23 protein-coding genes are annotated in these 21,766 nt (G+C 46.5%); 11 read left to right on the top strand and 12 right to left on the bottom strand.

Annotated features, from left to right (window positions below):
- Nucleotides 1–167: 167 nt before the first annotated feature.
- Nucleotides 168–1,301 (bottom strand): glycosyltransferase, encoded by a 1,134-nt coding sequence (locus KDK17_RS13745; protein ID WP_257288292.1) that lies wholly within the window; start codon nucleotides 1,299–1,301, stop codon nucleotides 168–170.
- Nucleotides 1,302–1,339: 38 nt separating this feature from the next.
- Nucleotides 1,340–2,191 (bottom strand): glycosyltransferase, encoded by an 852-nt coding sequence (locus KDK17_RS13750; RefSeq protein WP_257275384.1) that lies wholly within the window; start codon nucleotides 2,189–2,191, stop codon nucleotides 1,340–1,342.
- Between the two features lie 470 nt (nucleotides 2,192–2,661).
- On the opposite strand from KDK17_RS13750, the gene KDK17_RS13755 reads away from it, so the two are divergent.
- The 4 genes from KDK17_RS13755 to KDK17_RS13770 all read left to right on the top strand — a co-directional run bounded on the left by KDK17_RS13755 (nucleotide 2,662) and on the right by KDK17_RS13770 (nucleotide 5,436).
- Nucleotides 2,662–3,597 (top strand): O-antigen ligase, encoded by a 936-nt coding sequence (locus tag KDK17_RS13755; RefSeq protein WP_257288293.1) that lies wholly within the window; start codon nucleotides 2,662–2,664, stop codon nucleotides 3,595–3,597.
- Nucleotides 3,594–4,193, top strand: a complete 600-nt coding sequence (locus tag KDK17_RS13760; RefSeq protein ID WP_257275381.1) for a GDP-mannose 4,6-dehydratase — start codon at nucleotides 3,594–3,596, stop codon at nucleotides 4,191–4,193. Before KDK17_RS13755 ends, KDK17_RS13760 begins: the two co-directional genes overlap by 4 nt.
- Nucleotides 4,194–4,197: 4 nt before the next feature.
- Complete coding sequence (rfbA, locus tag KDK17_RS13765; protein ID WP_257275380.1) at nucleotides 4,198–5,064, top strand: glucose-1-phosphate thymidylyltransferase RfbA; 867 nt, start codon at nucleotides 4,198–4,200, stop codon at nucleotides 5,062–5,064.
- Nucleotides 5,065–5,196: 132 nt separating this feature from the next.
- Nucleotides 5,197–5,436 carry an acyl carrier protein gene (locus tag KDK17_RS13770; RefSeq protein ID WP_257275379.1) on the top strand — a complete coding sequence of 80 codons (240 nt, stop codon included), beginning with the start codon at nucleotides 5,197–5,199 and terminating at the stop codon, nucleotides 5,434–5,436.
- A gap of 32 nt (nucleotides 5,437–5,468) precedes the next feature.
- Here KDK17_RS13770 and KDK17_RS13775 read toward each other — a convergent pair whose 3' ends face one another.
- The 7 genes from KDK17_RS13775 to KDK17_RS13805 all read right to left on the bottom strand — a co-directional run bounded on the left by KDK17_RS13775 (nucleotide 5,469) and on the right by KDK17_RS13805 (nucleotide 12,985).
- Nucleotides 5,469–5,762 (bottom strand): addiction module antidote protein, encoded by a 294-nt coding sequence (locus tag KDK17_RS13775; RefSeq protein WP_257255169.1) that lies wholly within the window; start codon nucleotides 5,760–5,762, stop codon nucleotides 5,469–5,471.
- Nucleotides 5,759–6,058 carry a type II toxin-antitoxin system RelE/ParE family toxin gene (locus KDK17_RS13780; protein ID WP_257255170.1) on the bottom strand — a complete coding sequence of 100 codons (300 nt, stop codon included), beginning with the start codon at nucleotides 6,056–6,058 and terminating at the stop codon, nucleotides 5,759–5,761. The genes KDK17_RS13775 and KDK17_RS13780 overlap by 4 nt, the downstream gene beginning before the upstream one ends.
- A gap of 309 nt (nucleotides 6,059–6,367) precedes the next feature.
- Entirely contained in the window at nucleotides 6,368–6,760 is a 393-nt protein-coding gene (locus KDK17_RS13785; RefSeq protein WP_257275377.1) for a type II toxin-antitoxin system VapC family toxin, read from the bottom strand.
- 340 nt (nucleotides 6,761–7,100) lie between these two features.
- On the bottom strand, nucleotides 7,101–8,327 hold the full coding sequence (locus KDK17_RS13790) for a pyridoxal-dependent decarboxylase, exosortase A system-associated (RefSeq protein ID WP_257288294.1): 1,227 nt from the start codon (nucleotides 8,325–8,327) through the stop codon (nucleotides 7,101–7,103).
- On the bottom strand, nucleotides 8,324–9,910 hold the full coding sequence (locus tag KDK17_RS13795; protein WP_257280876.1) for an acyl-CoA ligase (AMP-forming), exosortase A system-associated: 1,587 nt from the start codon (nucleotides 9,908–9,910) through the stop codon (nucleotides 8,324–8,326). The genes KDK17_RS13790 and KDK17_RS13795 overlap by 4 nt, the downstream gene beginning before the upstream one ends.
- 136 nt (nucleotides 9,911–10,046) lie before the next feature.
- Nucleotides 10,047–11,129 (bottom strand): Fic/DOC family N-terminal domain-containing protein, encoded by a 1,083-nt coding sequence (locus tag KDK17_RS13800; protein WP_257255176.1) that lies wholly within the window; start codon nucleotides 11,127–11,129, stop codon nucleotides 10,047–10,049.
- A 176-nt stretch (nucleotides 11,130–11,305) separates the two neighbouring features.
- Complete coding sequence (locus KDK17_RS13805; RefSeq protein ID WP_257288295.1) at nucleotides 11,306–12,985, bottom strand: endonuclease/exonuclease/phosphatase family protein; 1,680 nt, start codon at nucleotides 12,983–12,985, stop codon at nucleotides 11,306–11,308.
- Nucleotides 12,986–13,300: 315 nt separating this feature from the next.
- Between KDK17_RS13805 and KDK17_RS13810 the strand changes: the two genes are divergently transcribed.
- From KDK17_RS13810 to KDK17_RS13825, 4 genes are all read left to right on the top strand, one after another.
- Nucleotides 13,301–14,032, top strand: coding sequence for a lipopolysaccharide kinase InaA family protein (locus KDK17_RS13810; protein WP_257255178.1), 732 nt, complete (start codon nucleotides 13,301–13,303; stop codon nucleotides 14,030–14,032).
- A 6-nt stretch (nucleotides 14,033–14,038) separates the two neighbouring features.
- Nucleotides 14,039–14,335 carry a hypothetical protein gene (locus tag KDK17_RS13815; protein ID WP_257275372.1) on the top strand — a complete coding sequence of 99 codons (297 nt, stop codon included), beginning with the start codon at nucleotides 14,039–14,041 and terminating at the stop codon, nucleotides 14,333–14,335.
- 499 nt (nucleotides 14,336–14,834) lie between these two features.
- Nucleotides 14,835–15,101: a hypothetical protein gene (locus KDK17_RS13820; protein WP_257280873.1), complete on the top strand. Its 267-nt coding sequence runs from the start codon at nucleotides 14,835–14,837 to the stop codon at nucleotides 15,099–15,101.
- A 6-nt stretch (nucleotides 15,102–15,107) separates the two neighbouring features.
- Nucleotides 15,108–16,151 carry an alpha-2,8-polysialyltransferase family protein gene (locus KDK17_RS13825; RefSeq protein ID WP_257288296.1) on the top strand — a complete coding sequence of 348 codons (1,044 nt, stop codon included), beginning with the start codon at nucleotides 15,108–15,110 and terminating at the stop codon, nucleotides 16,149–16,151.
- 36 nt (nucleotides 16,152–16,187) lie between these two features.
- On the opposite strand, the gene KDK17_RS19615 is transcribed toward KDK17_RS13825, so the two are convergent.
- Entirely contained in the window at nucleotides 16,188–16,445 is a 258-nt protein-coding gene (locus KDK17_RS19615; protein ID WP_373691599.1) for a hypothetical protein, read from the bottom strand.
- A gap of 162 nt (nucleotides 16,446–16,607) precedes the next feature.
- Nucleotides 16,608–18,005 (bottom strand): argininosuccinate lyase, encoded by a 1,398-nt coding sequence (argH, locus tag KDK17_RS13830; RefSeq protein WP_257288297.1) that lies wholly within the window; start codon nucleotides 18,003–18,005, stop codon nucleotides 16,608–16,610.
- Nucleotides 18,006–18,277: 272 nt separating this feature from the next.
- On the opposite strand from argH, the gene KDK17_RS13835 reads away from it, so the two are divergent.
- The gene (locus KDK17_RS13835; RefSeq protein WP_257255034.1) at nucleotides 18,278–19,378 is read left to right on the top strand and encodes a sensor histidine kinase; all 1,101 of its coding nucleotides are present in this window, start codon (nucleotides 18,278–18,280) and stop codon (nucleotides 19,376–19,378) included.
- Nucleotides 19,356–20,090 (top strand): LytTR family DNA-binding domain-containing protein, encoded by a 735-nt coding sequence (locus KDK17_RS13840; protein WP_257288298.1) that lies wholly within the window; start codon nucleotides 19,356–19,358, stop codon nucleotides 20,088–20,090. Before KDK17_RS13835 ends, KDK17_RS13840 begins: the two co-directional genes overlap by 23 nt.
- An 18-nt stretch (nucleotides 20,091–20,108) precedes the next feature.
- On the opposite strand, the gene KDK17_RS13845 is transcribed toward KDK17_RS13840, so the two are convergent.
- Entirely contained in the window at nucleotides 20,109–20,600 is a 492-nt protein-coding gene (locus tag KDK17_RS13845) for a DUF29 domain-containing protein (protein WP_257255032.1), read from the bottom strand.
- A gap of 234 nt (nucleotides 20,601–20,834) precedes the next feature.
- Between KDK17_RS13845 and hemC the strand changes: the two genes are divergently transcribed.
- Nucleotides 20,835–21,755, top strand: coding sequence for a hydroxymethylbilane synthase (gene hemC, locus KDK17_RS13850; RefSeq protein ID WP_257255031.1), 921 nt, complete (start codon nucleotides 20,835–20,837; stop codon nucleotides 21,753–21,755).
- Nucleotides 21,756–21,766 lie beyond the last annotated feature (11 nt).

A 21,766-nucleotide genomic window follows, 5' to 3' on the forward strand; every position in this document is an offset into this window, starting at 1 on the left:
TCAATTTCTTGCAATCCTCGCTACGGACGCTTAAGTCCGACAGGCTGCTAGTGCATAGATACATACTTGCAGCTAATGCAACCAGCGCTGCAACAATACCCAAAAGTTTCAGGGCTTCTGAATAATGATTTCATATTTCAATGTATCCAGCTTTTTATTGTGAATAGCTAAGCTGTTCTGGTCAGCATCTCATCCATCAGATTGCGATAGGACTCTCGAAAATCATTAATATTATGTCTTGTGCAAAGCACCTCATAGAGATGGCGACCTTCCTCTGCCCTTGCAGCAGCTGGTAGTGAAAGATAATACTCCATGGCCTGAGCCAAACTCTCTGAATCACCCGCTTTACAAACCTGGCCCAGCCCTTCTATGTAAGGCTTTATGGTATCTATATCTGACCCAATGACAGGTAATGCTCCAGACATGCCTTCCAGTAACGCAAGGGGCAGACCTTCGGTGAAGGAGGGCAGAGTAAAGACATCAAACGCCTTAACATATTTAATAGCCTCTGCTCTTTTTCCCAGCAGAAAAACACTGTTTTGCAAACCAAGGTCACTGATCTTTTGCCTGAGGTTTTGCTCTTCTTCACCGTAACCAATGATGCCTACTGCTGCTGTCGGGTATTTCCTGTTAACCTGAGCCAGAGCATCAATCATTACAGCATGACCTTTGATCTCGACCAATCGACCTATTGTGCCAAAAATAAAGCGATCATCAGGCAGTCCCAGTTCCTGCCTCGCCTGCTCCTGGCTTAGCTGAATAGAAACGGCCTGTTCAATGTCAATAGCATTGCTGATCGCTGCCGTATTATTCTCATTTAAGCGATTTATAGTGTTCATAAGATAGTTCTGAACAGGCTTGGATACCCCTACAAAGCACCAGCGGTCATCAGCCAGCCTGTTAACCAGCTTCTGCCGATAAGAGCGGTCATAATCACCAAAACCATGGGCGATACTGATAAAAGCTTTTGTGTTCAGCTTCCTGGCCAGGTTGAGCATGATGTGAGTCGGTTTGAAGCGATGGCAAATGATGCCATCAAAATGATGATCCCGACAAAATCGTAACACTTGTCGTATAGCAAACCAGCGTCGAATTCCTTTTAGCTGCTTGCTACTAAAATCAAAATAGACAGATTTACCGGCAGCACTGACAGGCTGCCCTGCTTCTGGCTTTCCTTTTAGAAAGGCTGTTGTAATTTCATATTGATCAGCTGGCAGTGCCTTGATGATTTGTTCTGCCAAGTCCGATGACATGACATTAAAACTGTTCTGAAGCTGTAAGATTTGCTTCTTGTTGCTCACCGTAAGGTACCTCTGGGCCGAGTAGCCTGACTGATAGATTATTTTGCAAACAGAAGTTTAAAAATCCCCCTCAATGTCTTGGCTCGATAGGCATTGAGAGGAATCATTGAAAGAATCTTTCTGGCCAACGGCTTATCTGACTTTACTGCCATCAACAAATAACTGTGCAAAGTTCGCAGCCTCATTTGCTCATATTTGGGGTGATCTGAAAAGCACTTGTAAGTAGCTAGCACTGCATTCAACATCAACTCCAGATTCTTATAAGTGTTGGTGTCGTGAATACGATAATAGGCAAGCACATCATTAAGCACACCTATCCGATAGCCCATTGAGGTAATCTTGAATTCAATGTAAAGGTCTTCTAGACGAATCTCAGGATCAAAGCCTCCCGCTTCAAGTAATACATCCTTGCGAAGCATAAGGGTAGGCGCAGGTACTCCCTTCTTGCGATTCCTGTATATATCGTCAAATTCCAACACTCGCTCTGGATATATTTTTTGGGCTCTGTGGAGCTGCCCCTGTCCATCTATGCATAATATATTTCCTCCACTGATAGCCAGGTGAGGATTCTGTTTCATATAGGATACTTGTTTTTCGACTCTATCCAGCATCATGATATCGTCCGACCCAAAGGGAACGATAAACTCACCTGATGTCAGGTCCAGGGCCCTATTGAGAGTTTTTGCCAGTCCCATGTTTTCTTGTACAATAAACTGAAAATCATGCTCATCTTGTAAAGTCTGGATAATTTTGACACTTTCATCCGTCGAGCCATCATCAATCACGATCAGTTCAAAATCCTGGAAGGTCTGCCGAACAACACTCTCAATGGATCGAGCTACGTATTGAGCATGATTAAAGGAGGCAATGATGACAGATACTGAAGGCATTTTCTGGTTAACTTAAAATTCGATGTATCATCATTGTATCATATTGTCTTACCTTCCATAGAATGACTATGTACATAAGTACCTCTAAAACTTCTGGATAAACTTGGGCCTTGCATTTATGTTCGAAGCTTACATTTTTTTGCCTGTCACCCGATACTATACTTTCGCGCTTGTTTGAGTATTAACACCTTCTAATGACCGTTTCACGAATTGACAATAACCTAGTAAAGTTCATACTCCCACTCGGGCTGGCTGTCCAGATATCGGGCATTCACTGGCTTGGTCGAGGGGCGGATGTCAGCCAAACCTACACTTGGCTTCTGTTTCCAGCCCTAATTTGTTTCCTCCTCAACTTCAACCGATGGAAAGACTGGCGACCAGACAGGCAAGAAATGTGCATCGCTGGCTTTCTGCTTCTGGCTATTGCTTCTTGGTGGTGGGGTAGCTCCCAAAAGCCCTGGATTGATGTATTGAAAAAATGTCTATATATATCTATGTACCTTTATGCAATCGTCAGGCTCTCTCAAAAAGGGCACTTGCTTGAAAAAGCATTGCTTGCATCTGCCGCAATTGCCGTATTAGGTGCCGCTGTGGCACTGACCAATCAATACCTGATACAGGGTCATAGTTTCCAATATCGATCATACAGAATATTCAGCATGGGTATTGCCGGGCTGGGAGATTTTAACAACCCCATTCCCTCAGGTATTTATTTTGGCGCGATCGCAACATTGCTCTTTAGCTGGACCTGTACAACTCTGCTAAAGCCATGGCAATTGATTCTGTCCGCACTGGGTGTATGCACCCTACTTCTGTATGTACTCATGACAGGCTCTCGAGGACCACAGCTGGCAACAGCCATAGCCTTGCTTTCGGCATGTTTGATCATCAGGAGCAAACAAACCAAATTTTTTCTGATGCTGGGTATCTTAATAGCCATCATCGGTATGTATCTTTTTCAGGATACATTTTTCGATATTAACAATGACTCCACTCTGAATGGCCGAGTGCCAATCTGGCTAGCCAGCCTAAAGCACATCTCGGAAAGTGTATGGTTCGGTCGTGGCGTGGATTATAAGATGACCATTCCCTGGAAAGGAACTTACTTTCTCTACGCTCATAATTACTACCTCCAATCCGTAGTGTATTACGGACTTACGGGTTTTGCCTTGTTTGCTGGAATCGTTGGCTCAACCATCATACTTATCAAGAAACATTGGCAAAAAAGGCTTGTAAAAGTCAGTTTCTTCCTTCTTGTTTATGGAATGAGTTGCATGTTGACAGAAGTATCACGCCTTATCATCATTCCAGATGAAGTCTGGCTGATTTTCTGGCTGCCAGTCGGTTTGGTGATTGGAGCAAAATACAAATCATACCCCTCTGAGGATAAGGCTTCAGGCAAATGAACATCGTGATCACCGGAGGTGCCGGTTTCATGGGTGAGGCACTGGCGAGATACATCATCCGCCAGACAGATCACCATGTCATCAACGTAGATAAACTTGCCTGTGCTGTTACCCTTGACCCTTTGACCGAAACAATGGATCACTTTCAACAGGTTGATATTTGCCACGCTCAAGCCATTGAAGAATTACTGGCTCACTATCAACCCGATGCTATTATGCATTTGGCTACTGAAACTCACGTTGACCGCTCTATTATTGATAGCTCTGCCGACTTTATTCAAAACAACACACTAGGTACATTCTCTCTACTGAAGTCAACCAGAAAATATTGGCTCGGATTATCGATGGAATCCAGACAGAGGTTCAGGTTTCACCATATTTTTACTGACGAGGCTTATGGTGGTTTGGGTGAAACAGAAGTTCGCTACGCTATTGATGTCGGCAATATTGCCAGAGAACTGGGGTGGGTCCCGGAAGAGACCTTTGAGCCAGGCATTAAAAACACAATACTCTGGTATCACGAGAATCAACCCTGGTGCCAAGCCGTCCAGTCCGGCAACTACCAGAGACGGCGCTTGAGTATAGAGAGCAAATAGTACTATGAAAGGGATTATTCTTGCCGGTGGGTCTGGCAAACGACTCTATCCAGTCACTCAAGCTGTATCCAAACAGTTAACCCCTGTGTATGACAAACCAATGATCTATTACCCACTCAGCACACTCATGCTGGCGGGCATCAGAGAGATTCTTGTCATAACGACACCTGAGGACCAAAAGCAATTCCAGCGTCTTCTTGGAAGCGGCCGACAGTGGGGATGCTCTATCCATTACGAGGTGCAACCTTCCCCAGATGGACTGGCACAAGCTTTTATCATTGGCTCGAGATTTCTTGGCAATGATCCTTGCGCACTGGTTCTGGGAGACAATCTGTTTTTCGGCGACAAGCTAGCCAGCATGATGCAGCAGGCGGTTCTTCGAAGCAACGACTGCGCCACCGTTTTTGCCTACCCTGTTCAAGACCCCAAACGCTATGGTGTCGTTGAATTTGACGATGATGGAACAGCAATATCAATCCAGGAAAAGCCCACCGCACCCAAGTCACGCCACGCTGTAACAGGGCTGTATTTTTACGATAACCAGGTCATTGATATTGCCAAAGAGGTTCGACCATCCGAAAGGGGTGAGCTGGAGATAACGACCGTCAATCAGATCTACCTTGAGCTGCGAAAACTTAAGGTTGAAGTGATGGGCAGAGGCATGGCCTGGCTGGATACAGGTACTCACGATGCACTTCTTGAAGCCAGCCACTTCGTACAAACAATAGAGAAACGTCAGGGCTTGAAAATTGCGGCTCTGGAAGAAATTGCCTGGAGGAATGGCTGGATTAATGACTCAGAGTTTCAAGAACTGGCAACAGGTCTCCTGAAGAGTGGTTATGGGCGCTATTTGCTGTCCTTGATGAACTGAGCAGAACGCAGCAAACACACCAACACCACCAGCTTGATACCAACCCTGAAACTCTATAGAGTTGCCTCTCTGATTTATTTGTACAGATTGTTCAAGGGCCGGGCTCCAGAGCGGCAGCACCAGGAAACATAAATGGCACACATTGACGAACTCAAAACGATACTGGCGGAAGTGCTGGAGGTCGAGACCCAGACCTTTGACGAAGAGACCCAACTTCTGGGTGCTCTTCCTGAGTTTGACTCCATGGCCGTAGTGGGGGTGATTACCGCTATGGAAGAGTCTTTTGGCATCAACGTAGCCGATGATGATATTGATGCGACCATCTTCGAAACAGTTGGTAGTTTGTTGGGCTATATTAACCGGGCTACCTGAGTCGTTTTTTGTTTCGAAATGAGCCCAATGTGTCAGGCTTTTTGAGATTTTGGAGTGATGCCAAAACCCAGAGCCTGCATAACGCTCAGGATGGTTTTTAATGTTGGGTTTCCGTCTTCGCTAAATGAGCGATACAGTTGCTCACGGGAAAGGCCGGTTTGTCTGGCAACGTTGCTCATACCCTCAGCCCGGGCAACAACCCCCAGAGCCTTGGCAATATAAGAAGCGTCACCAGTCTCAAAAGCATCAGTAATAAACACCTCTCTGGCTTCCGGGCTGTACAGTGCTTCTGCGGGATCGTAATCGTATACGGGTTCAGTCATCATTTTTTCCTCCATTGTTTTGCCAGCTGTTTAGCAAGTTCTATATCTTTGCTCTGCGTGCTCTTGTTCCCTCCACACAGCAGAAGAATGATCTCGCCTCCTTGTTGGCGGAAGTACACTCGGTATCCGGGGCCATAATGAACTCTCAGCTCGCTGACCCCCTGACCAACTGGGGAAACATCACCGGGAAGGCCGTTAGCCAAGCGAAATATTCGAGCTGCTATGGTGGCTTTTGCCCGGGCATCCTTTAACTTGCGCTCCCAATTACGATAGGTTTCAGTTTCTCTAATGGTGATCATATAATAAATTGTAGTTTATAAACTACAAAATAAAAAGGCTATATGTTGTAGCCAACAGCCAAGCTGTTATGTCCCATAACGTTCGCCCTGAGCAACAAAAACAGCACTACAGGGTGTCGCCAACACCACTAAACCTGAGTTAACTGGCATTCACTTTGTCTGCCGAAATACTGCCTCTGTACTGCTTCTGCTGAGAAAAAAATTTCAAACGAGACAGCAACAATCGTTTTCCCGCGAGCCACCGCTCATCGGCCTGTAATGCCCCGACACTCATTGCTTTACAGATAGGCCAACATAACTGGCTGGCAATCACCACAATGTCTTCAATTCTCTTACCGCAGTAAGTTTACTATCACATGTTACCAAATATGCCTGGTAGTAGATCGCGGTGGCACCAATGAGACGATCAGCAGGATCCTTATGGCTAAAACAAGAGCTGATAGAGAGTTTTGCAATCTCTGGTGATATAGGAAGTACAGTAAGCCTGTTAGCACTAATAACATCTTTAAGAAAGCTACTAATATCCACACTAAGGGTCAAACGCTTTTTTGCTAACAGCATAGAAATTTCCCACATAGAAATATCACAGTATGCGAGTTCGCCTTTCTCTCTTGCTGCTTCGAGAGTTTTGTGCGCTTTAGCTGACAATTTGTCTGGGGCGATAGCATCAAATATCAGCACATGCGTATCCAGGATGATCACTTCTCTGCATCCCAGCTTTCGCCGAGCGGTGAAATAACATCACCTATCTGGCATTGAGAAGCCATTTTGTTTAACCTGTTTCTAGCCTCACTCTCCCCATCTGGCTCAGGGATAATACGTGCAATAATTTCACCATGTCTGGATAGGGCCAAGCTTTCTCCATTGCTGACCCGTGCAAGCCAAACCTGCAAGTTTTCTCGAAAGTCAGATACTTTCACCTATACAGTTTCCATACTCTCTCCCGTTTTATTCGTATGTAAAGATTCGTACAATAATGCGTACAAAATGTATAGACCATAGCCATTACCTTCGCAATCCTGTCGATACCGACTGACCTGTCTCAAACCAGAAGCTCTTTCACTTCAGGATGACTCAGGAACTTCTGCGGACTGGCTGTGGCTCCGTAAGCACCCGACTGAAACACAACAACCAGATCACCCACATCTGCCACAGGCAACTCCAGCTTGGCCCCAACAATATCCAGGGGCGTGCATAACGGCCCAACGATCTCAACGGTTTCTTTCTCTTCGGATGTGATGCAATTGGCAATCAGAACAGGGTAATTTTTACGGATAACCTGACCAAAATTACCAGAGTTTGACAGGTGATGATGTAACCCGCCATCGGTCATCAGGAAAGTCTGCCCTCTGGATGCTTTTTTATCCGTAACCTGGCAGAAGTAGTAACCCGCTTCTGCGACCAGATATCGACCTAACTCCATAACCATTTCAGCATTTTTTAGTCGACCCGTGCGAGCCCCCATCAGCTTTTGAAGATGTTCAGCAATGGGGATAATATCCAGTGCCTGCTCACCCGGAAAATAAGGAATCCCCAGACCACCACCGATGTTGATATGCTGAACCGGGACAGGAGCCAACTCACAGAGTCGTGCAGCCAGCTCAAATGTTTTCCCGTGAGCATCAATCAACGCATCTGGATTCAGATTCTGTGATCCGGAAAAAATATGAAAACCATAAAAGTCCACTTTTCCGGTATCCAGCTCAGATAACATTTCAGGCATTAATTCAGCGTCAATACCAAACTGCTTTGGGCCGCCGGCCATTTTCATGCCAGACGACTTAAGCTCAAAGTCTGGATTTACGCGAAAAGCTACTTTGGGCTTCAACTGCAACTCAGAGGAAAGCTGATAAAGCCTTTCCAGCTCCAGGCTGGATTCGACATTAATCACTATGCTTGCAGCGACAGCCGCCCTGAGTTCTTCTACTTTTTTTGCTGGCCCGGCAAAGCTAATCGATTCAGGATCAACACCCGAACCGATAGCAACCATCATCTCCCTCTGGGAGGCCACATCCAGGCCATCCACCAGACCTGCCATATGATGAACAACGGCGGGCATTGGGTTGGCTTTGATCGCATAATGCATCTTTAAGTCAGAAGGCATCACCGTACGCAGAGACCGAACACGCTCAGTGAGAGACTTTCTGTCGTATATGTAACAAGGTGTTCCGCCCGCCATGGCAACCAGCTGATCAGCAGGACGACCTGCGACCTGAAGACGATTATTCTTAACTGAAATTCTCTGCAGACGATCGTGCTGCTTGCTCATTTATTTTCTCCGGATACAAACAGATTTTCGTACTCTGCAGCTAAGGTTTTTCGGTCAATTTTGCCGTTTGGATTTCTGGCTAAAGCACTTTGAGTAATCACCCGCAAAGGCACCATGTAGGTTGGCACGTGTTTTTGGAAATGTTTGATAACCGCTTTCTCTTCAACAGGCCCATCTGTCGCAGATACCACGACTAGCACGATAGCCTGACCCAGCCGGTGATGGGAAACACCAATAGCCGCTGCTTCAGCCACCATCCCGGATGTGTACATTAGCTCCTCAAGCTCACTGGGACTCACCCGGTAGCCCGACGTCTTGATCATGTCATCCTTGCGGCCAACAAAATGCAAATAACCGTCTTCATCCCGGGTGACAATATCACCCGACCAGACAGCCAGCTCAGGGGTTGGGATTTCCTGAATAGACAAAGGTACAGGTTTGAAACGCTCTCTGGTTCGTTCAGGGTCATTCCAATAACCGAGCGCCACCAGACTTCCCCGGTGAACCAGCTCACCCGGCTCATGGGGTTTACAGGGTAGCCCACTCTCATTGATGACCAGTAATTCAGCATTGGGAATAGCCCTGCCCATAGAACCTGGACGATGATCCACGTCTTCAGGTGGCAAATAGCTCGATCGAAAAGCTTCCGTCAAGCCATACATTAAATAAGGTGAAGCCTGTGGCATTTTATTTCTAAGCGCATCCAGTATTGACGATGGCATAGCCCCACCCGAATTCGTGAAATACCTCAGACTCACTGCCGCTTCTTCAGGCCAGCTCATTTCAGAAAGCTGCACCCAAAGAGGAGGCACCAGAGCCAGGCCGGTAATCTTCTGCTGAGCCACCTGTTTGATGATATCTCCGGGCAGCAGATACTCCAGCAGGTAGCAGCTGGCACCGGAGGCAAAGGCAGTGGTTAATTGGCTGAAACCATAGTCAAAACTAAATGGCAGTACACATAAAAGTCGATCCTGATCGGTATTCCCGAGATATTCAGAGACACTATACGCCCCGGCCACCATATTACGATGAGAAAGCACGACCCCCTTGGGCTTACCGGTACTTCCGGAGGTGTAGAGAATGGCCGCCATATCCATATCAATAGTGAGCGGTTGAGACCACGTGCCCTCTTCCTTCAGGAAGTCTGGCCAGGCAATAACCCGAACACGACTTTCTTCCTCAGAGAACCCATCCACCAGAATGACATGACTCAGATCGTGGCAATCAGTCAGGCTGGCCTCCATCTGCCTGAAGCGAGCCTTATTCGTGATCAGAACTCTGGCTTTACAATCCGTCAGAATATGCCGCACCTGAGGCGCTTTTAACACAGGATTGACCGGAACCATGACCCCACCGGCTGCCGTTGCTCCAAAATAACTGAAAACAGCCTCAGCGGTTTTTGGCAGATAAACAGCCACCCTCTCATGTCTGGATAGTCCCAGTCTCTGCAAGCCTGAGGCTACACTTTTTACGTGCAAGGCAACCGAAGCATAATCATACCACTGAGATTTCACCCCCAGAGCCTCATGCAGAGGTGCTTTTTCAGCCTGATCAAAGAGTAATTGATGTAACAGCTGGCTCATTCAGGAATCCGTAATACCTTTTCTGATCAGCTATTGTAACAAACAAGGATTTTGAAAAGCACGATGCAGAAAAGTAACCTTCGGCAACCGATCTGAGAGCTTGTCTCTATAGCTGACTTTCCCAAATCGATGATGATCACTGACCAATATTCAGGAACAAGTCAACCAGAGGCTCGTTAATATAATAATTGCTTCGCCCCATTTTCTGCTTAAGCAAAAAGCCCTTGCTGCACAGCTGATTCAGGTATTTGGTGGCGGTCAGTCGGCTAACATTCAGCTCTTTTTCAATAAACTCGATTTTCGTGTAAGGATGGCAGAACAAATGATTGAGCAGATCCTGACTGTAAATTTTAGGTAGTTCTTCACGCATTCTATGCTTTACAGCCTGCATCCGGGTTTTTATTTCATCAATCAGGGTTGTGGTCTCTTTTGACGTTTCTGATACGGCTTCAAGCATGAACAGTAACCAGCCTTCCCAATCCTGAAGGTCTCTCACTGCCTGTAACCGTGAGTAGTACTGAGCCTTGTTTCGAATAATATAACGGCTTAAATAGAGCACTGGCAGGTCCAGCAACTGCTGAGTGACCAGATAAAGTATATTGATGATTCGACCTGTTCGGCCATTCCCATCGTAAAATGGGTGAATACTTTCAAACTGGAAGTGAATAACCGCCATTTTCACCAACGGATCATTGTCTGAAAGCCCATGATCATTGAGATAAGCCACCAGGTTTGTCATAAGTGACTCAACCCTTTCCGGGTTTTGAGGAGGGGTATAAATAACTTCACCCGTGGAGGTGTTTTTTAGCTCGGTACCGGGCAATTTGCGTAAGCCTGCCCGGTTTTCTTCCAGTGTTTGCTGAATATCGAGAATATCCTGAAAGCGAAGCATTCCTGTTTTTCTGACGGTATCGAAGCCACGGCTCAGTGCCCTGGAGTAGCTTTTAACTTCTTTGGTTGCCGGGCTGTAGGGTAGCACTGTCAGGTTGTTTTTAAACAGTTCATCATGAGTTGTGACAATATTCTCCACCTCTGAGCTGTCTTTGGCTTCCTGAAGCGTCAGGGTGCTGATCAAGATGGTTTCGTTGGGAATAGAGCGTACTACTCCTTTAAGTTCTGCCAGATGCCGGTGGGCTAAAGCCAGTTTTTTTAATACCCGGCGTGTTTCCAGCTCATTTTCCCGGGGCAGGGGTAGATCAGTTGGTTGGTAAGGGGTCACAGTGACTCACAACATGTATAGGAAAGTGCCATTTTCTATACAGGTTATCAGAACATGTATAGAAAACCGATATTTACTATACACATTCGTTGAATCCATATAGAGGAACAGCACTTCTCATTATGTCATAAAATAAATGACAATAGCGTAAACAACCGCATTACAGAAATTACAGTTTACCCGATGTTCGACCCAGGCGTTTCGGAAACAGGATTCATGCTTTGCCTGACCATTTTTTCAAGCCGGTTAAGCTCACTCACAATATCAGGTTCCCCTTCATTCTGATCCCTGAGTTCAGCAATTTTATGCAGGGGATTGACGCCTGCGAACTGCGGATCAACCAGATTCTCGCTGATCTGATTACCGGACCGATGGCCATAGGCAAGCTTCAGTTTATTAACCAGTTCCCTGACCTTCGGGGCCTTATAATCCTCCAGCTCCAAGCCAGCAATGACAGCAGAAAATCCTTCCGCTTCCCGATAGATAACCGACACCGGCAAATGGTCAGATAACCCGCTTTCCAGATCATTATTAACATCGAGCCCCAGTTGCCGTATTTCTGTATGGGATGCCCATTTTTTTTCAGTGTCCCCATGAACCATCTGGAAGTCATAAATACACTGCCTTGCCACCTCGGGATGATCTTTCCAGCGCCTGCTACCCCATGGTTGATGCATTCTGTTTCCGGCGCCAAGATACCATGTTCCATCGGGCTCCCGACGATCTTCCGGCTCGATGCTTGCCTGGTCACTGTTGACAAAAAATGACTCGCTGCGGTCAACCAGCCGGGTATCATTTTCTTCATCATGGGTATCGTAGTAACTGTTAGAGAAACCTGTTCCCAGTGCCATCATGGCATTTTCGAACTCTGAGTTTTTACTCACCCTACCCTGCTCGTCTGACCGGGCACTGTTCAGATCTCCCATCAGGAAGGTGCCATGGTGGTGTATGTTATTACGCCTGTCGTTATCGCTATCCTCCTGAACCCAAGCTCTTATCTGAAGCAGCTCGTTATAGCGAATCGCCTCATAGGTTTGACCATCCTTGGCCTGAAGGTGGGTATTATAAACAACGGCCGTTTTATCGTTGCCGAGATCCAGCACGATCCGCAGCAAGCCTTTATTGGCCAGCTGGTCTTCTGCTGCCAGATCAGAGAAAGGCCGGAATGTTGCCTCCTTTACGGGATATTTGCTGGCAATGGCCAGACCACTGCTCAATCCGGTTTCCCGGGGCGCAACACTGTGAACAATATGGTGGTAGTGGCCACTGAGATCCTTACAGAGCTGCTTCGTCGCCTGCTGGTCAAACGCCTCCTGGAAGCAGACAACATCCGGAGTAGCATCAGGATTTCGGGTTAATGCTTCGGCAATCTCATGACTACGCTGCTGTGATGAGCGCAGGTCGTTCAGGTTACGGATAAACGACGGCATCAGGCCAGTGTTATAGGTCATCAAATGCAGGCCCCGCTCAGGATTATAAATGGCGGGTGGAACGGTAGACTGAATCAGGGAAATTTCGTTCCTGAACAGATTGCCGATCATGCGCAGAGAGAACCCCAATGCTCCCAATGCCAATGAGGGTACCAGAAATAGCGTAACGGCAGTCGCCCGGGCTACCTTCCTGGCCCACAGTGGTACATTTTGCTTCCGTTTCTCACCTTCGGCAGGCGTGTTGCTTTTGCCTGGCCGGTCATGGGCGAACAGCTTTGTTGCCGAATTGGCGACCAGTGAAACCGGTCGGGACAGAAACCGACCAACGTAGTGGCAACCACGACCAAAGCGGTTGTGAGAATAAACATAGTCATTATCTCTGGGCAGATAATGGGTCTGTGCTTTAGATGGTTGAACTGCAGGCATACAGTTTCCTCTGGTTTGTCTGCTGCTTATATCGGCATCGACAATTACTCTTATCACTTAAAGGCTTTCGCACCGTTTTTTTCTGTGAGCTGCTTGCGCCAACTAAAAAATGCCACTCCCGGGTATTTTTTAAACCAGAGACAATGAGACGGGAATTACATGACGATCAGCACTGATTTTTGCGACTGGGTTGTGACTTGAATATGATCCGGCCCAGCGGAAGCTGCAGAATAAATCACTCCTCAGATCAATGATCTATCTGTTATACTCTCGCTCCATCAGATTGTCTGAGCCAGTGAGCAAAAAAACCGTTCTATGCAGCCTGACTTTGAGCACGATGTTTCCCAACTTGAAAACAATATCCTTCCTGACAACTGGGAGTGGATCAGCTGTTCCAAACAGGCCAGAATGGCACGCTATATCGGCACTCCTGGCTGCTACTTCAAAGAGTTCATACCCAAGAGCAACCTGGAAATTCTTAAGTCCAAAATCAGGGGCACTCGTTGTGAAGTTTGGGTGAAACAGGCCAGAATTGCAGTGGATGCGGGGTTTGAAATTCCGGAAATATTGGCATCCGGAGTGCTCAAAAATAAGAATCACTACTTAATTACTGCAGCGGGTCCTAATGGCTCTGCCTCTGAATATCTGGTCAAAAAACCTGAAAATGATGAGCCCATGCGTCAAGCATGGATCAAGGCTTTTGGCCACTATATTGGTCAGATGCACAAAGCAGGTATTGTTCATGGAGACCTGCGCGCAGGCAATATTTTGATGGAACCGAGCCTGCCTCCACGTTTCGTTATGATCGATATTGAACGCAACAGTTTCCACTCAGAAGTGCCTCTTTCACTGGTGAAAAAGAATCTGGTCCAGTTGATTAAGAGAATATCCTTCAAACATTTTACCGCTAAGGATAGAGTGCTTTTTTTCAGGCACTATAACCTTGCTTATAAGCGATTTGATAAAAAGGCTCAGAAGGCACTCGCCTTTGAAGTGATCAGGCTTGTGAAAAAACAAAATCTTTGGGGCGGTGGCAGGAATGCATAGAAGTATATGCCTTCCGTCCTTGAGAAACTGGTTTATCATTCTGACTGTTACTTTGGAGCCTGTGTTAACTCCACTTTGAAATGCAATAACTCCGGCCAAACCAAGCCGGAGAATCCCCTGGATCTTGCTATTCCAGATCGCTCGACAATCGTGAACCTTCGTCATCTGTCTAGAAAGCATCATCTCGAACAAAACATCTACGCACACATGCAAGTAAAAACACCAAAAACCAAAGATAATACCGACGACTCTGGCATTGTTTACACAGCCTCTACCAATCGAAATTACATTAATACCTATTGAAGCCAAAAATGCAGCATATATAATTCTGCCATAGCATCTCGTGCGGTAGCCACGTCGAAATTCCGAAAAAACCAGACGAAATCACGGAGAAATCATGAAAGCCCGTGAATCCAGTAATCTGTAGCTTATATTTGTTTTCTTACTCATACGTCTGTCACCTTATGCCTGTAACATCAGGATATGACCTCAGCACGAGTGCTCAGGATTTGATTTCAAAAATCTCTATTATTAGTCTCCCATATCAAGCAGGGAATATGTCGCATCAGGAATAAACTTCACTGGAAGCTTGATATTTCGATGAGAAAAGATGAGTGTCAAATTAGAAGAAATGATGATGCAGAAGTCTTGGCAGGATTTGATCAAATTGCAGTCATACTGCTAAACAATACGGAAACCTTCAAAAGAGTCCTGAAGAGTACACAAGACAGCCAATGTGTACACGCTACCTTACTAAAGCCCATGCCAGGCCAACACTTTCATGATTTTGCCGTGATCTCAAATGAGATGTTGCAATCTCACGGTTGTAAAAAAGTCAGAGACTCTCAACTTGCCTTTTATTCCTGGTGTTGCCACACCTTCTGAAATTGAAACCGCACATGAAAAAGGTTACAAGCTGCTTAAGCTTTTCCCTGCCAAGGTTCTCGGGGGAGAAACACAGATTACTATAGCTTATATATTCATTTTCATAAGAAAAAACCAATTAATGAAGCTAATCAGCCTCCCCAATCTCTTTATTAAAAATGATCCAATCCATAGACAGAATTGATCCACCATGAAAGCAAAGAACTCATCAATCAATATCTTCTTCATTAACTCATCATTCCAGTTAGTTAGTTCAATACTGATTTCCAAAGACACTGATTCTTTTTTCTTCTGTTTTAAGAAGCAGAATTACGAAGCAGCAAAAGACTATGGTTTAAAAAATGTTTTTCTTCTCAAATATCGAGAAGCTTCAATATTTGCAAGAAAGCTATCTACCCGAGAAAACATTAAATTCATTTTTTCAATAATTAAAAGCAACAACCCAGAATCTATAAATTTCCATTCAACTTCAATATCCAGCACAAGATACAATTATTTCATTGCTGCCTCAAAGAAGCACTTTCCAAAAAAGAAAGTCACGTTTAATATAATACCTGACGGAACTCTTAACCTGATAATTCACCCTCTTTCAAAAAACAAGTTAGAACGAGTAAGCAAAAGAAAGAAATCTCTTATTGATAAAGCGATCGGTCTAAAGTACACGCCTTTTAAAGAAGACAGACATGGGATGCTAAGCAACAAGATATCCCATATTTATACCATTCCGGGAACCTCAGAAAACTTACCAGCAGAGAAGACAAAAGACCTCCCACCCTTTACAACAGAGTTTTCAATATCACGCAACAATCAAGAAACTAAGTCTGCACTCATCATCGGTCAACCTCTAACCAACTCGGGCATCACAGATGAAGCTGCCTCAAAAGCAATTAACCAGAACCTTCTTAGTTATCTATCCTCGGAAAATATAAAAGACATACTATTTATCCCGCACCCAACAAACAGGCATGATAAAAAAATAGAGTTTTGTTCCAAAAATTTTAAAATATACTCAGGTTCATCCCCCATTGAGTTGCTAATGATAAAAAATCAATATGATTATATCATTGGTTTTTCCAGCACAGCCTTGATCACAGCCAAACTTATTTATGGAAATAGCAACAAAATAATCAGTATTGGAAATGATTTATTTAACTACAAAGAACACCCCATGCTTAAAAAAATAGTTTCTCATTTTCAAGAGATAGGTGTGGACTGTATGCCTTTAACTCATTAGTGTTAAGTGAGGAGTACTCTAGTGATAGTTTATTCCTCACTCTATGGTCAATGTAAAATCGTTACACTGCCCAGCGATCTTCACTGCCAACCTGACCCTCCCCGGCGCAGTCCCTCCAGTACGATCCCCCGCAGCAATAGCCTCCTCCAACGTCAACACATCAAACCTATCCTCCCTAATGGAGTCTGAGAAAATTGTTTTCACATGCAGACTCATCTCTGACAAGTCCTTATTCTGCTTAATGACACAGGACACTACTTTGCCGGCTACCTCGTGGGCCTCTGCAGGGGACAATTTCGGGACAAAGCTTGATACGAAAGGGTTGATATCTCGACTGTTGAATTAGCAAAACAAACCTGACAAGAGCTGATCTTACTCCAGCTCTCATCACACTACACTGGCGTGCGCGCCCGCAAAGGACGCTGGTTTGCAATAGCCTCGTCAAGGCGGGAAGGATCAGGGAGCGTTATCATGGGCGAGCTTTCGGGCCTGTTTTACAGCCAACCTCACCTGCCCCGGCGCGGTGCCGCCAATATGCTCCCTTGCAGCAACAGACCCCTCCAGCGTCAACACATCAAACACATCTTCCTTAATGGTGTCTGAGAAGACAGTCAGCTCTTCCAGACTCATCTCTGACAAGTCCTTGTTCTGCTCAATGCCGTAGGCCACTGCTTTGCCAACCACTTCATGGGCATTGCGGAATGGCATGCCTTGTCTGACCAGGTAGTCTGCCAGATCGGTTGCGGTGCTGAATCCACGGCGAGCGGCCTCTGACATGTTTGCTTTCTTTGATTGAATATGTGGAACCATATCAGCAAAGGCTCGCAGGCAGTCTTTGAGGGTATCTACTGTATCAAACAGGGGTTCCTTATCTTCCTGATTGTCCTTGTTGTAGGCCAATGGTTGAGATTTCATCAATGTCAGCAGGCTGATCAGGTGACCATTAACCCTTCCTGTCTTACCTCTCACCAGTTCGGGTACATCCGGATTTTTCTTCTGGGGCATGATGGATGAACCGGTACAGAAGCGATCAGGTAAATCGATAAAATCAAACTGGGCCGATGTCCAAAGCACCAGTTCTTCCGACATACGCGACAGGTGCGTCATCAGCAGTGCGCCCACTGAGCAAAACTCTATGGCGAAGTCCCTGTCGCTGACAGAATCCAATGAGTTCCTGGATGGGCGATCAAAACCTAACGCCTTTGCAGTGAACTCACGATCAATCGGATAAGTTGTACCTGCCAGAGCAGCCGCTCCCAAGGGCGACACGTTGACGCGTTTTCTGCAGTCCTGTAAACGTTCACTGTCTCTTACCAGCATTTCATACCAGGCCATCAGGTGATGTCCAAATGTCACCGGTTGTGCCGTTTGCAGATGAGTGAAGCCCGGCATAATAGTGTCAGCTTCCTGCTCTGCCAGATTGACCAGACCTGTCTGCAACCGTTTCAGCTCATTACTTATATGGTCAATTTCTTCTCTGAGCCATAGACGAATATCGGTTGCCACCTGATCGTTTCTGGAGCGCCCGGTGTGCAGTTTCTTACCCGCATCACCAATTCTGTCTGTCAGTCTGGCTTCAATATTCATATGAATATCTTCCAGCTCGATAGACCAGTCGATGTTGTTGTTTTCGATGTCTTCCAGGATACCTTCGAGCCCACTCAGAATGACAGACAGCTCTTCCTGGCTCAGAATGCCTGTTCTTTGCAGCATTCGAGCGTGAGCCATCGAGCCTTCAATATCATGACGATAAAGGCGACGATCAAAATCAATAGAGGCAGTGAATCGAGCAACAAATGCATCCACGCCTTCGCTGAACCTTCCACCCCACTGCTGATTGCTGCTATCGGACATTTTCTACCTCTTTCTTTAATGAGCTCATGGCTGTTTCCGGCTCACGGCTGTTTCCGGCTCATGGCTGTTTCGCATTCTGCAGGCCAACTTCCTGATGCCCGCAACGTCAATCTGCTGATTTTTATAGCCAGACTGTGGATGACTGAAGCTGGCTCCGGCATTATAGAGGTAACTGGGTGATTTTAGATAGCGCGCCCAACCCAAAAAGAATAATTATTCTATTTTTACGAATTATTATAAATCTAAAGACACCAGAGACAGGATGCTCCCTCTTGCTATTTAAAGCCAACAGAATTCAGGACGATGACGACTTTTTCCTGCCGGATTTATGCTCCCCCGGTGCCGTCTTTATGCTGGTTCTGGTGTCTGAGCTTTTTGTCCTGATCCAGGTACTCACTCTGCCCGCCCCGGACGACCTGGACTGGAATCGTCTGGCCATGACTTCCCTATTTGTCCAGTGGATATCTCTGGTATCAGGCGCTGTTCTATGCCGGCTCAGGCCAGTTCTGAAGCGTCAGAAACTGACGGTTATCATCAGCAGCTGCCTTGGTGTCGTGGGCATCATCACTCTGGTATTCACTCTCGCGGCGCAGTGGTTTCTATGGCGGGATGCTTTTATTGATATCTATCCGGAATGGAACCAGCTGGTCAGGCATGTCACCGTCGCTCTGATCATTACAGCCATGCTTCTGCGCTATTTCTACGTCCAACAGGAAGCCAGGAAAGAGCAGAAAGCCAGCCATGCCGCTCGCTTTGAGGCTTTGCAGGCTCGGATTCGCCCTCACTTTCTTTTTAACTCGATGAACATCATCGCCAGCCTGATTCATATTGACCAGGACAAGGCAGAGCAGGCCGTTGAAGATTTGTCGGATCTCTTTCGCTCCAGCCTTCAGGAGCATGGCAAGAGCATTGCCTTGAGTCGAGAGATCGAGCTTTGTCGGCGCTATTTGAGAATTGAACAGCACAGACTGGGACGCCGTCTGCAAACCCGGTGGAATATTGAGTTAATCCCTGAGGACGTTCTCATTCCCCCCCTCACATTGCAGCCCATTGTTGAAAATGCGGTTTATCACGGCATCCAGCCACTGGAAAAAGGTGGCACTGTGAGTGTAGATATTGGCAGGAGCAACGATAACATCACTATCAGAGTCAGAAACCCGGTTCAGAGTAACCCTTCCAGCTTTGCCAAAGGGGCTCAGGGAAATCAGTTGGCTCTGGCCAATATCCGCTCCCGACTGAATATGCTTTTTGGTAACAAAGCCAGTGTAAAAGCTCAGCTGTTTGAGGGTGAGAGTGGAGATACTCAGGAGTTTGAAACATTGATCACTTACCCTTACGGTGGCAATAACCATGAACATACTGATCACCGATGATGAACCGCTGGCAAGAGACCGCCTGCGACACCTGTTAGGACGTTTAGAGGGCTTTCAGGCTCTGGAGTACGATGCAGGTAATGGCATAGAAGCTCTGGAGCTTTGTCGTAAATACCAGCCAGATATTGTCTTAATGGATATTCGTATGCCTGTTATGGGAGGTCTGGAAGCAGCCGCTCATATCAGCAAGCTGGAGCGTCCGCCCGCTGTCATTTTCTGTACCGCTTATGATACTCACGCCATTGAAGCTTTTCAGGTTCAGGCGGTTGGCTATCTGTTGAAACCAGTAAAGATCGAAGATCTGCAACAAGCGCTGATTGGCGCTGCTAAAGTTAATCGACTGCAGCTGGCGAGCCTTAAAGAAGACCTGAATGATAATGCCCGCAGCCACATCGCGGCCAAAACGCTCAGAGGGATAGAGCTGGTGCCTCTGGATGATATCTACTATTTTATGGCAGACAGCAAATACATCACGGTTTATCACAAGAACGGGGAAGTGCTCATTGATGACCCACTGAAAGATCTGGAGTCCGAGTTTAGTTCCAGATTTGTTAGAGTCCACAGGAATGCTCTGGTGGCCAGAAAGGCCATAGAAAGGATGATTCGTGACGAGCAGGGCCACTACTTTATCCAGCTCAGAGGCGTTGACAAGCCTCTTTCAGTAAGCCGTAGACATGTGCCACTGATGAAGAAGTTCATGCAATCGCTTTGAAGCCCGTGACTGCCAGGCTTAACTGAGTCTGGCTTCGGGCAAAAAGTCTTCACCCATAACCTGCTCAAGGCTCCAGGGACAATCTTCAGGGAAATCTTTCGATGAAAAATGTCTTGAATCCACATAACTGTTCAAGCCCTTGGCAGCCAGTATTCGGGCCTGTTGATAGGCTTCAAGGTAAATAGCCTGTTGTTTTGACTGCAGGCTGGGATTATCTGCCAGGACTGCTGCTGCGGCATACCTCTGAATTTGAATCGTATCCACCCAGCTGCGAAACCAATGATCCATATCCCTGAGGTCATTGACCTGATTCTGCTGAAAGTCCCATTTTAACAAGTGGCTCAGTAACTGAATAAGATGTCTCTTGAAAGCCCTTGGCTCACTTTTTCCCATATCTGCTAATTCTTCCAACAAATTTTCAAGGTCAAGTTCATCAAAACGTCTGGCAGCCAGCAGCTTTTTTTGCTCTTCCACCCAGAGCATATAGTCGGTTCTATAAAGGTCTGTCATAAACTCCTCCGCTGGATTAACAACCTAGTGGTTATTTTCTCTTCCATCAACCGCCTGGTAAGAAAGTAAATGTTGGTCACAACTAAAGACTATCGTATTATCCCAAACACTGAATCTCTTCAATGATGAGTGAATCTGTATACTGGCCTTAACCCGTTACCGAGTAGACCATTCCGCAGGCTTTACAGCGCCATTCAGCCATCGTTGTCCTTTTTATTGATTGAAAGTCTCTTCATGAAAACCATCCGCATCGCTACAAGAAAAAGCGCCCTGGCCCTCTGGCAGGCTGAATACGTCAAAGAGCGTCTGGAGCACTTTCATCCGGGTATCCGGGTGGAGTTGGTCAAAATGACCAGCAAGGGTGATCGAATTCTGGATGCACCACTGGCCAAAGTCGGTGGCAAAGGCCTGTTTGTAAAAGAATTGGAAACAGCTATGCTGGAGAACAGGGCCGATATCGCCGTGCACTCCATGAAAGATGTTCCTATGGAGCTTCCGGAAGGGCTTGGACTGGGCGCTATCTGTCCTCGCGAAAACCCACTGGATGCGTTTGTTTCCAACACTTATAACCAGCTGGACGAGCTGCCTGAAGGCGCAATCGTGGGCACATCCAGTCTGCGCCGCCAATGCCAGATTCTGGCAAAAAGACCGGATCTGAAGATTGAATTCCTGCGAGGCAACGTCAACACACGCCTGAGCAAGCTCGACGATGGTCAGTATGACGCCATTATTCTTGCGGCAGCGGGGTTAATCAGACTGGGAATGGAAGACCGGATCAAAACGGCGCTTCCCCCTGAACTGAGTCTGCCAGCGGCAGGCCAGGGTGCAGTGGGTATTGAGATTCGTTCAAACGATGAAGCGGTGAAACACTTTCTGGCCCCACTGCATCATGAAGAAACAGCCACACGAGTGCTTGCGGAAAGAGCCATGAACCGAAAATTAAATGGCGGCTGTCAGGTACCTATTGGTTGCTATTCTGAACTCATCAACGATCAGCTCTTCATCCGGGGTCTGGTGGGTCAGCCGGACGGCAAAGTCATATTGAGCGCAGAAGTCTATTGTGCACCTTCCGATGGGGAGAAAGGCGGTGTCCAGCTGGCAGAATCCTTGCTGGAGCAAGGTGCAGACCGCATTCTCGCAGAGTTGCTGCATTAATGTGAGCCATG

Source organism: Endozoicomonas sp. SESOKO2, from assembly GCF_024606245.1.
Taxonomy (GTDB): Bacteria; Pseudomonadota; Gammaproteobacteria; order Pseudomonadales; family Endozoicomonadaceae; genus Endozoicomonas_A.

Bases quoted from the DNA above. Each gene is read 5' to 3' on its own strand.
- KDK17_RS13780 (WP_257255170.1), bottom strand. From the start codon at position 6,058: ATGATCACCATTAGAGAAACTGAAACCTATCGTAATTGGGAGCGCAAG.
- rfbA (WP_257275380.1), top strand. From the start codon at position 4,198: ATGAAAGGGATTATTCTTGCCGGTGGGTCTGGCAAACGACTCTATCCA.
- KDK17_RS13795 (WP_257280876.1), bottom strand. From the start codon at position 9,910: ATGAGCCAGCTGTTACATCAATTACTCTTTGATCAGGCTGAAAAAGCA.
- KDK17_RS13815 (WP_257275372.1), top strand. From the start codon at position 14,039: ATGCCTTCCGTCCTTGAGAAACTGGTTTATCATTCTGACTGTTACTTT.
- argH (WP_257288297.1), bottom strand. From the start codon at position 18,005: ATGTCCGATAGCAGCAATCAGCAGTGGGGTGGAAGGTTCAGCGAAGGC.
- KDK17_RS13750 (WP_257275384.1), bottom strand. From the start codon at position 2,191: ATGCCTTCAGTATCTGTCATCATTGCCTCCTTTAATCATGCTCAATAC.
- KDK17_RS13820 (WP_257280873.1), top strand. From the start codon at position 14,835: ATGAGATGTTGCAATCTCACGGTTGTAAAAAAGTCAGAGACTCTCAAC.
- KDK17_RS13810 (WP_257255178.1), top strand. From the start codon at position 13,301: ATGCAGCCTGACTTTGAGCACGATGTTTCCCAACTTGAAAACAATATC.
- KDK17_RS13775 (WP_257255169.1), bottom strand. From the start codon at position 5,762: ATGATGACTGAACCCGTATACGATTACGATCCCGCAGAAGCACTGTAC.
- KDK17_RS13840 (WP_257288298.1), top strand. From the start codon at position 19,356: ATGAACATACTGATCACCGATGATGAACCGCTGGCAAGAGACCGCCTG.
- hemC (WP_257255031.1), top strand. From the start codon at position 20,835: ATGAAAACCATCCGCATCGCTACAAGAAAAAGCGCCCTGGCCCTCTGG.
- KDK17_RS13805 (WP_257288295.1), bottom strand. From the start codon at position 12,985: ATGCCTGCAGTTCAACCATCTAAAGCACAGACCCATTATCTGCCCAGA.
- KDK17_RS13770 (WP_257275379.1), top strand. From the start codon at position 5,197: ATGGCACACATTGACGAACTCAAAACGATACTGGCGGAAGTGCTGGAG.
- KDK17_RS13825 (WP_257288296.1), top strand. From the start codon at position 15,108: ATGAAAGCAAAGAACTCATCAATCAATATCTTCTTCATTAACTCATCA.
- KDK17_RS13760 (WP_257275381.1), top strand. From the start codon at position 3,594: ATGAACATCGTGATCACCGGAGGTGCCGGTTTCATGGGTGAGGCACTG.
- KDK17_RS13790 (WP_257288294.1), bottom strand. From the start codon at position 8,327: ATGAGCAAGCAGCACGATCGTCTGCAGAGAATTTCAGTTAAGAATAAT.
- KDK17_RS13845 (WP_257255032.1), bottom strand. From the start codon at position 20,600: ATGACAGACCTTTATAGAACCGACTATATGCTCTGGGTGGAAGAGCAA.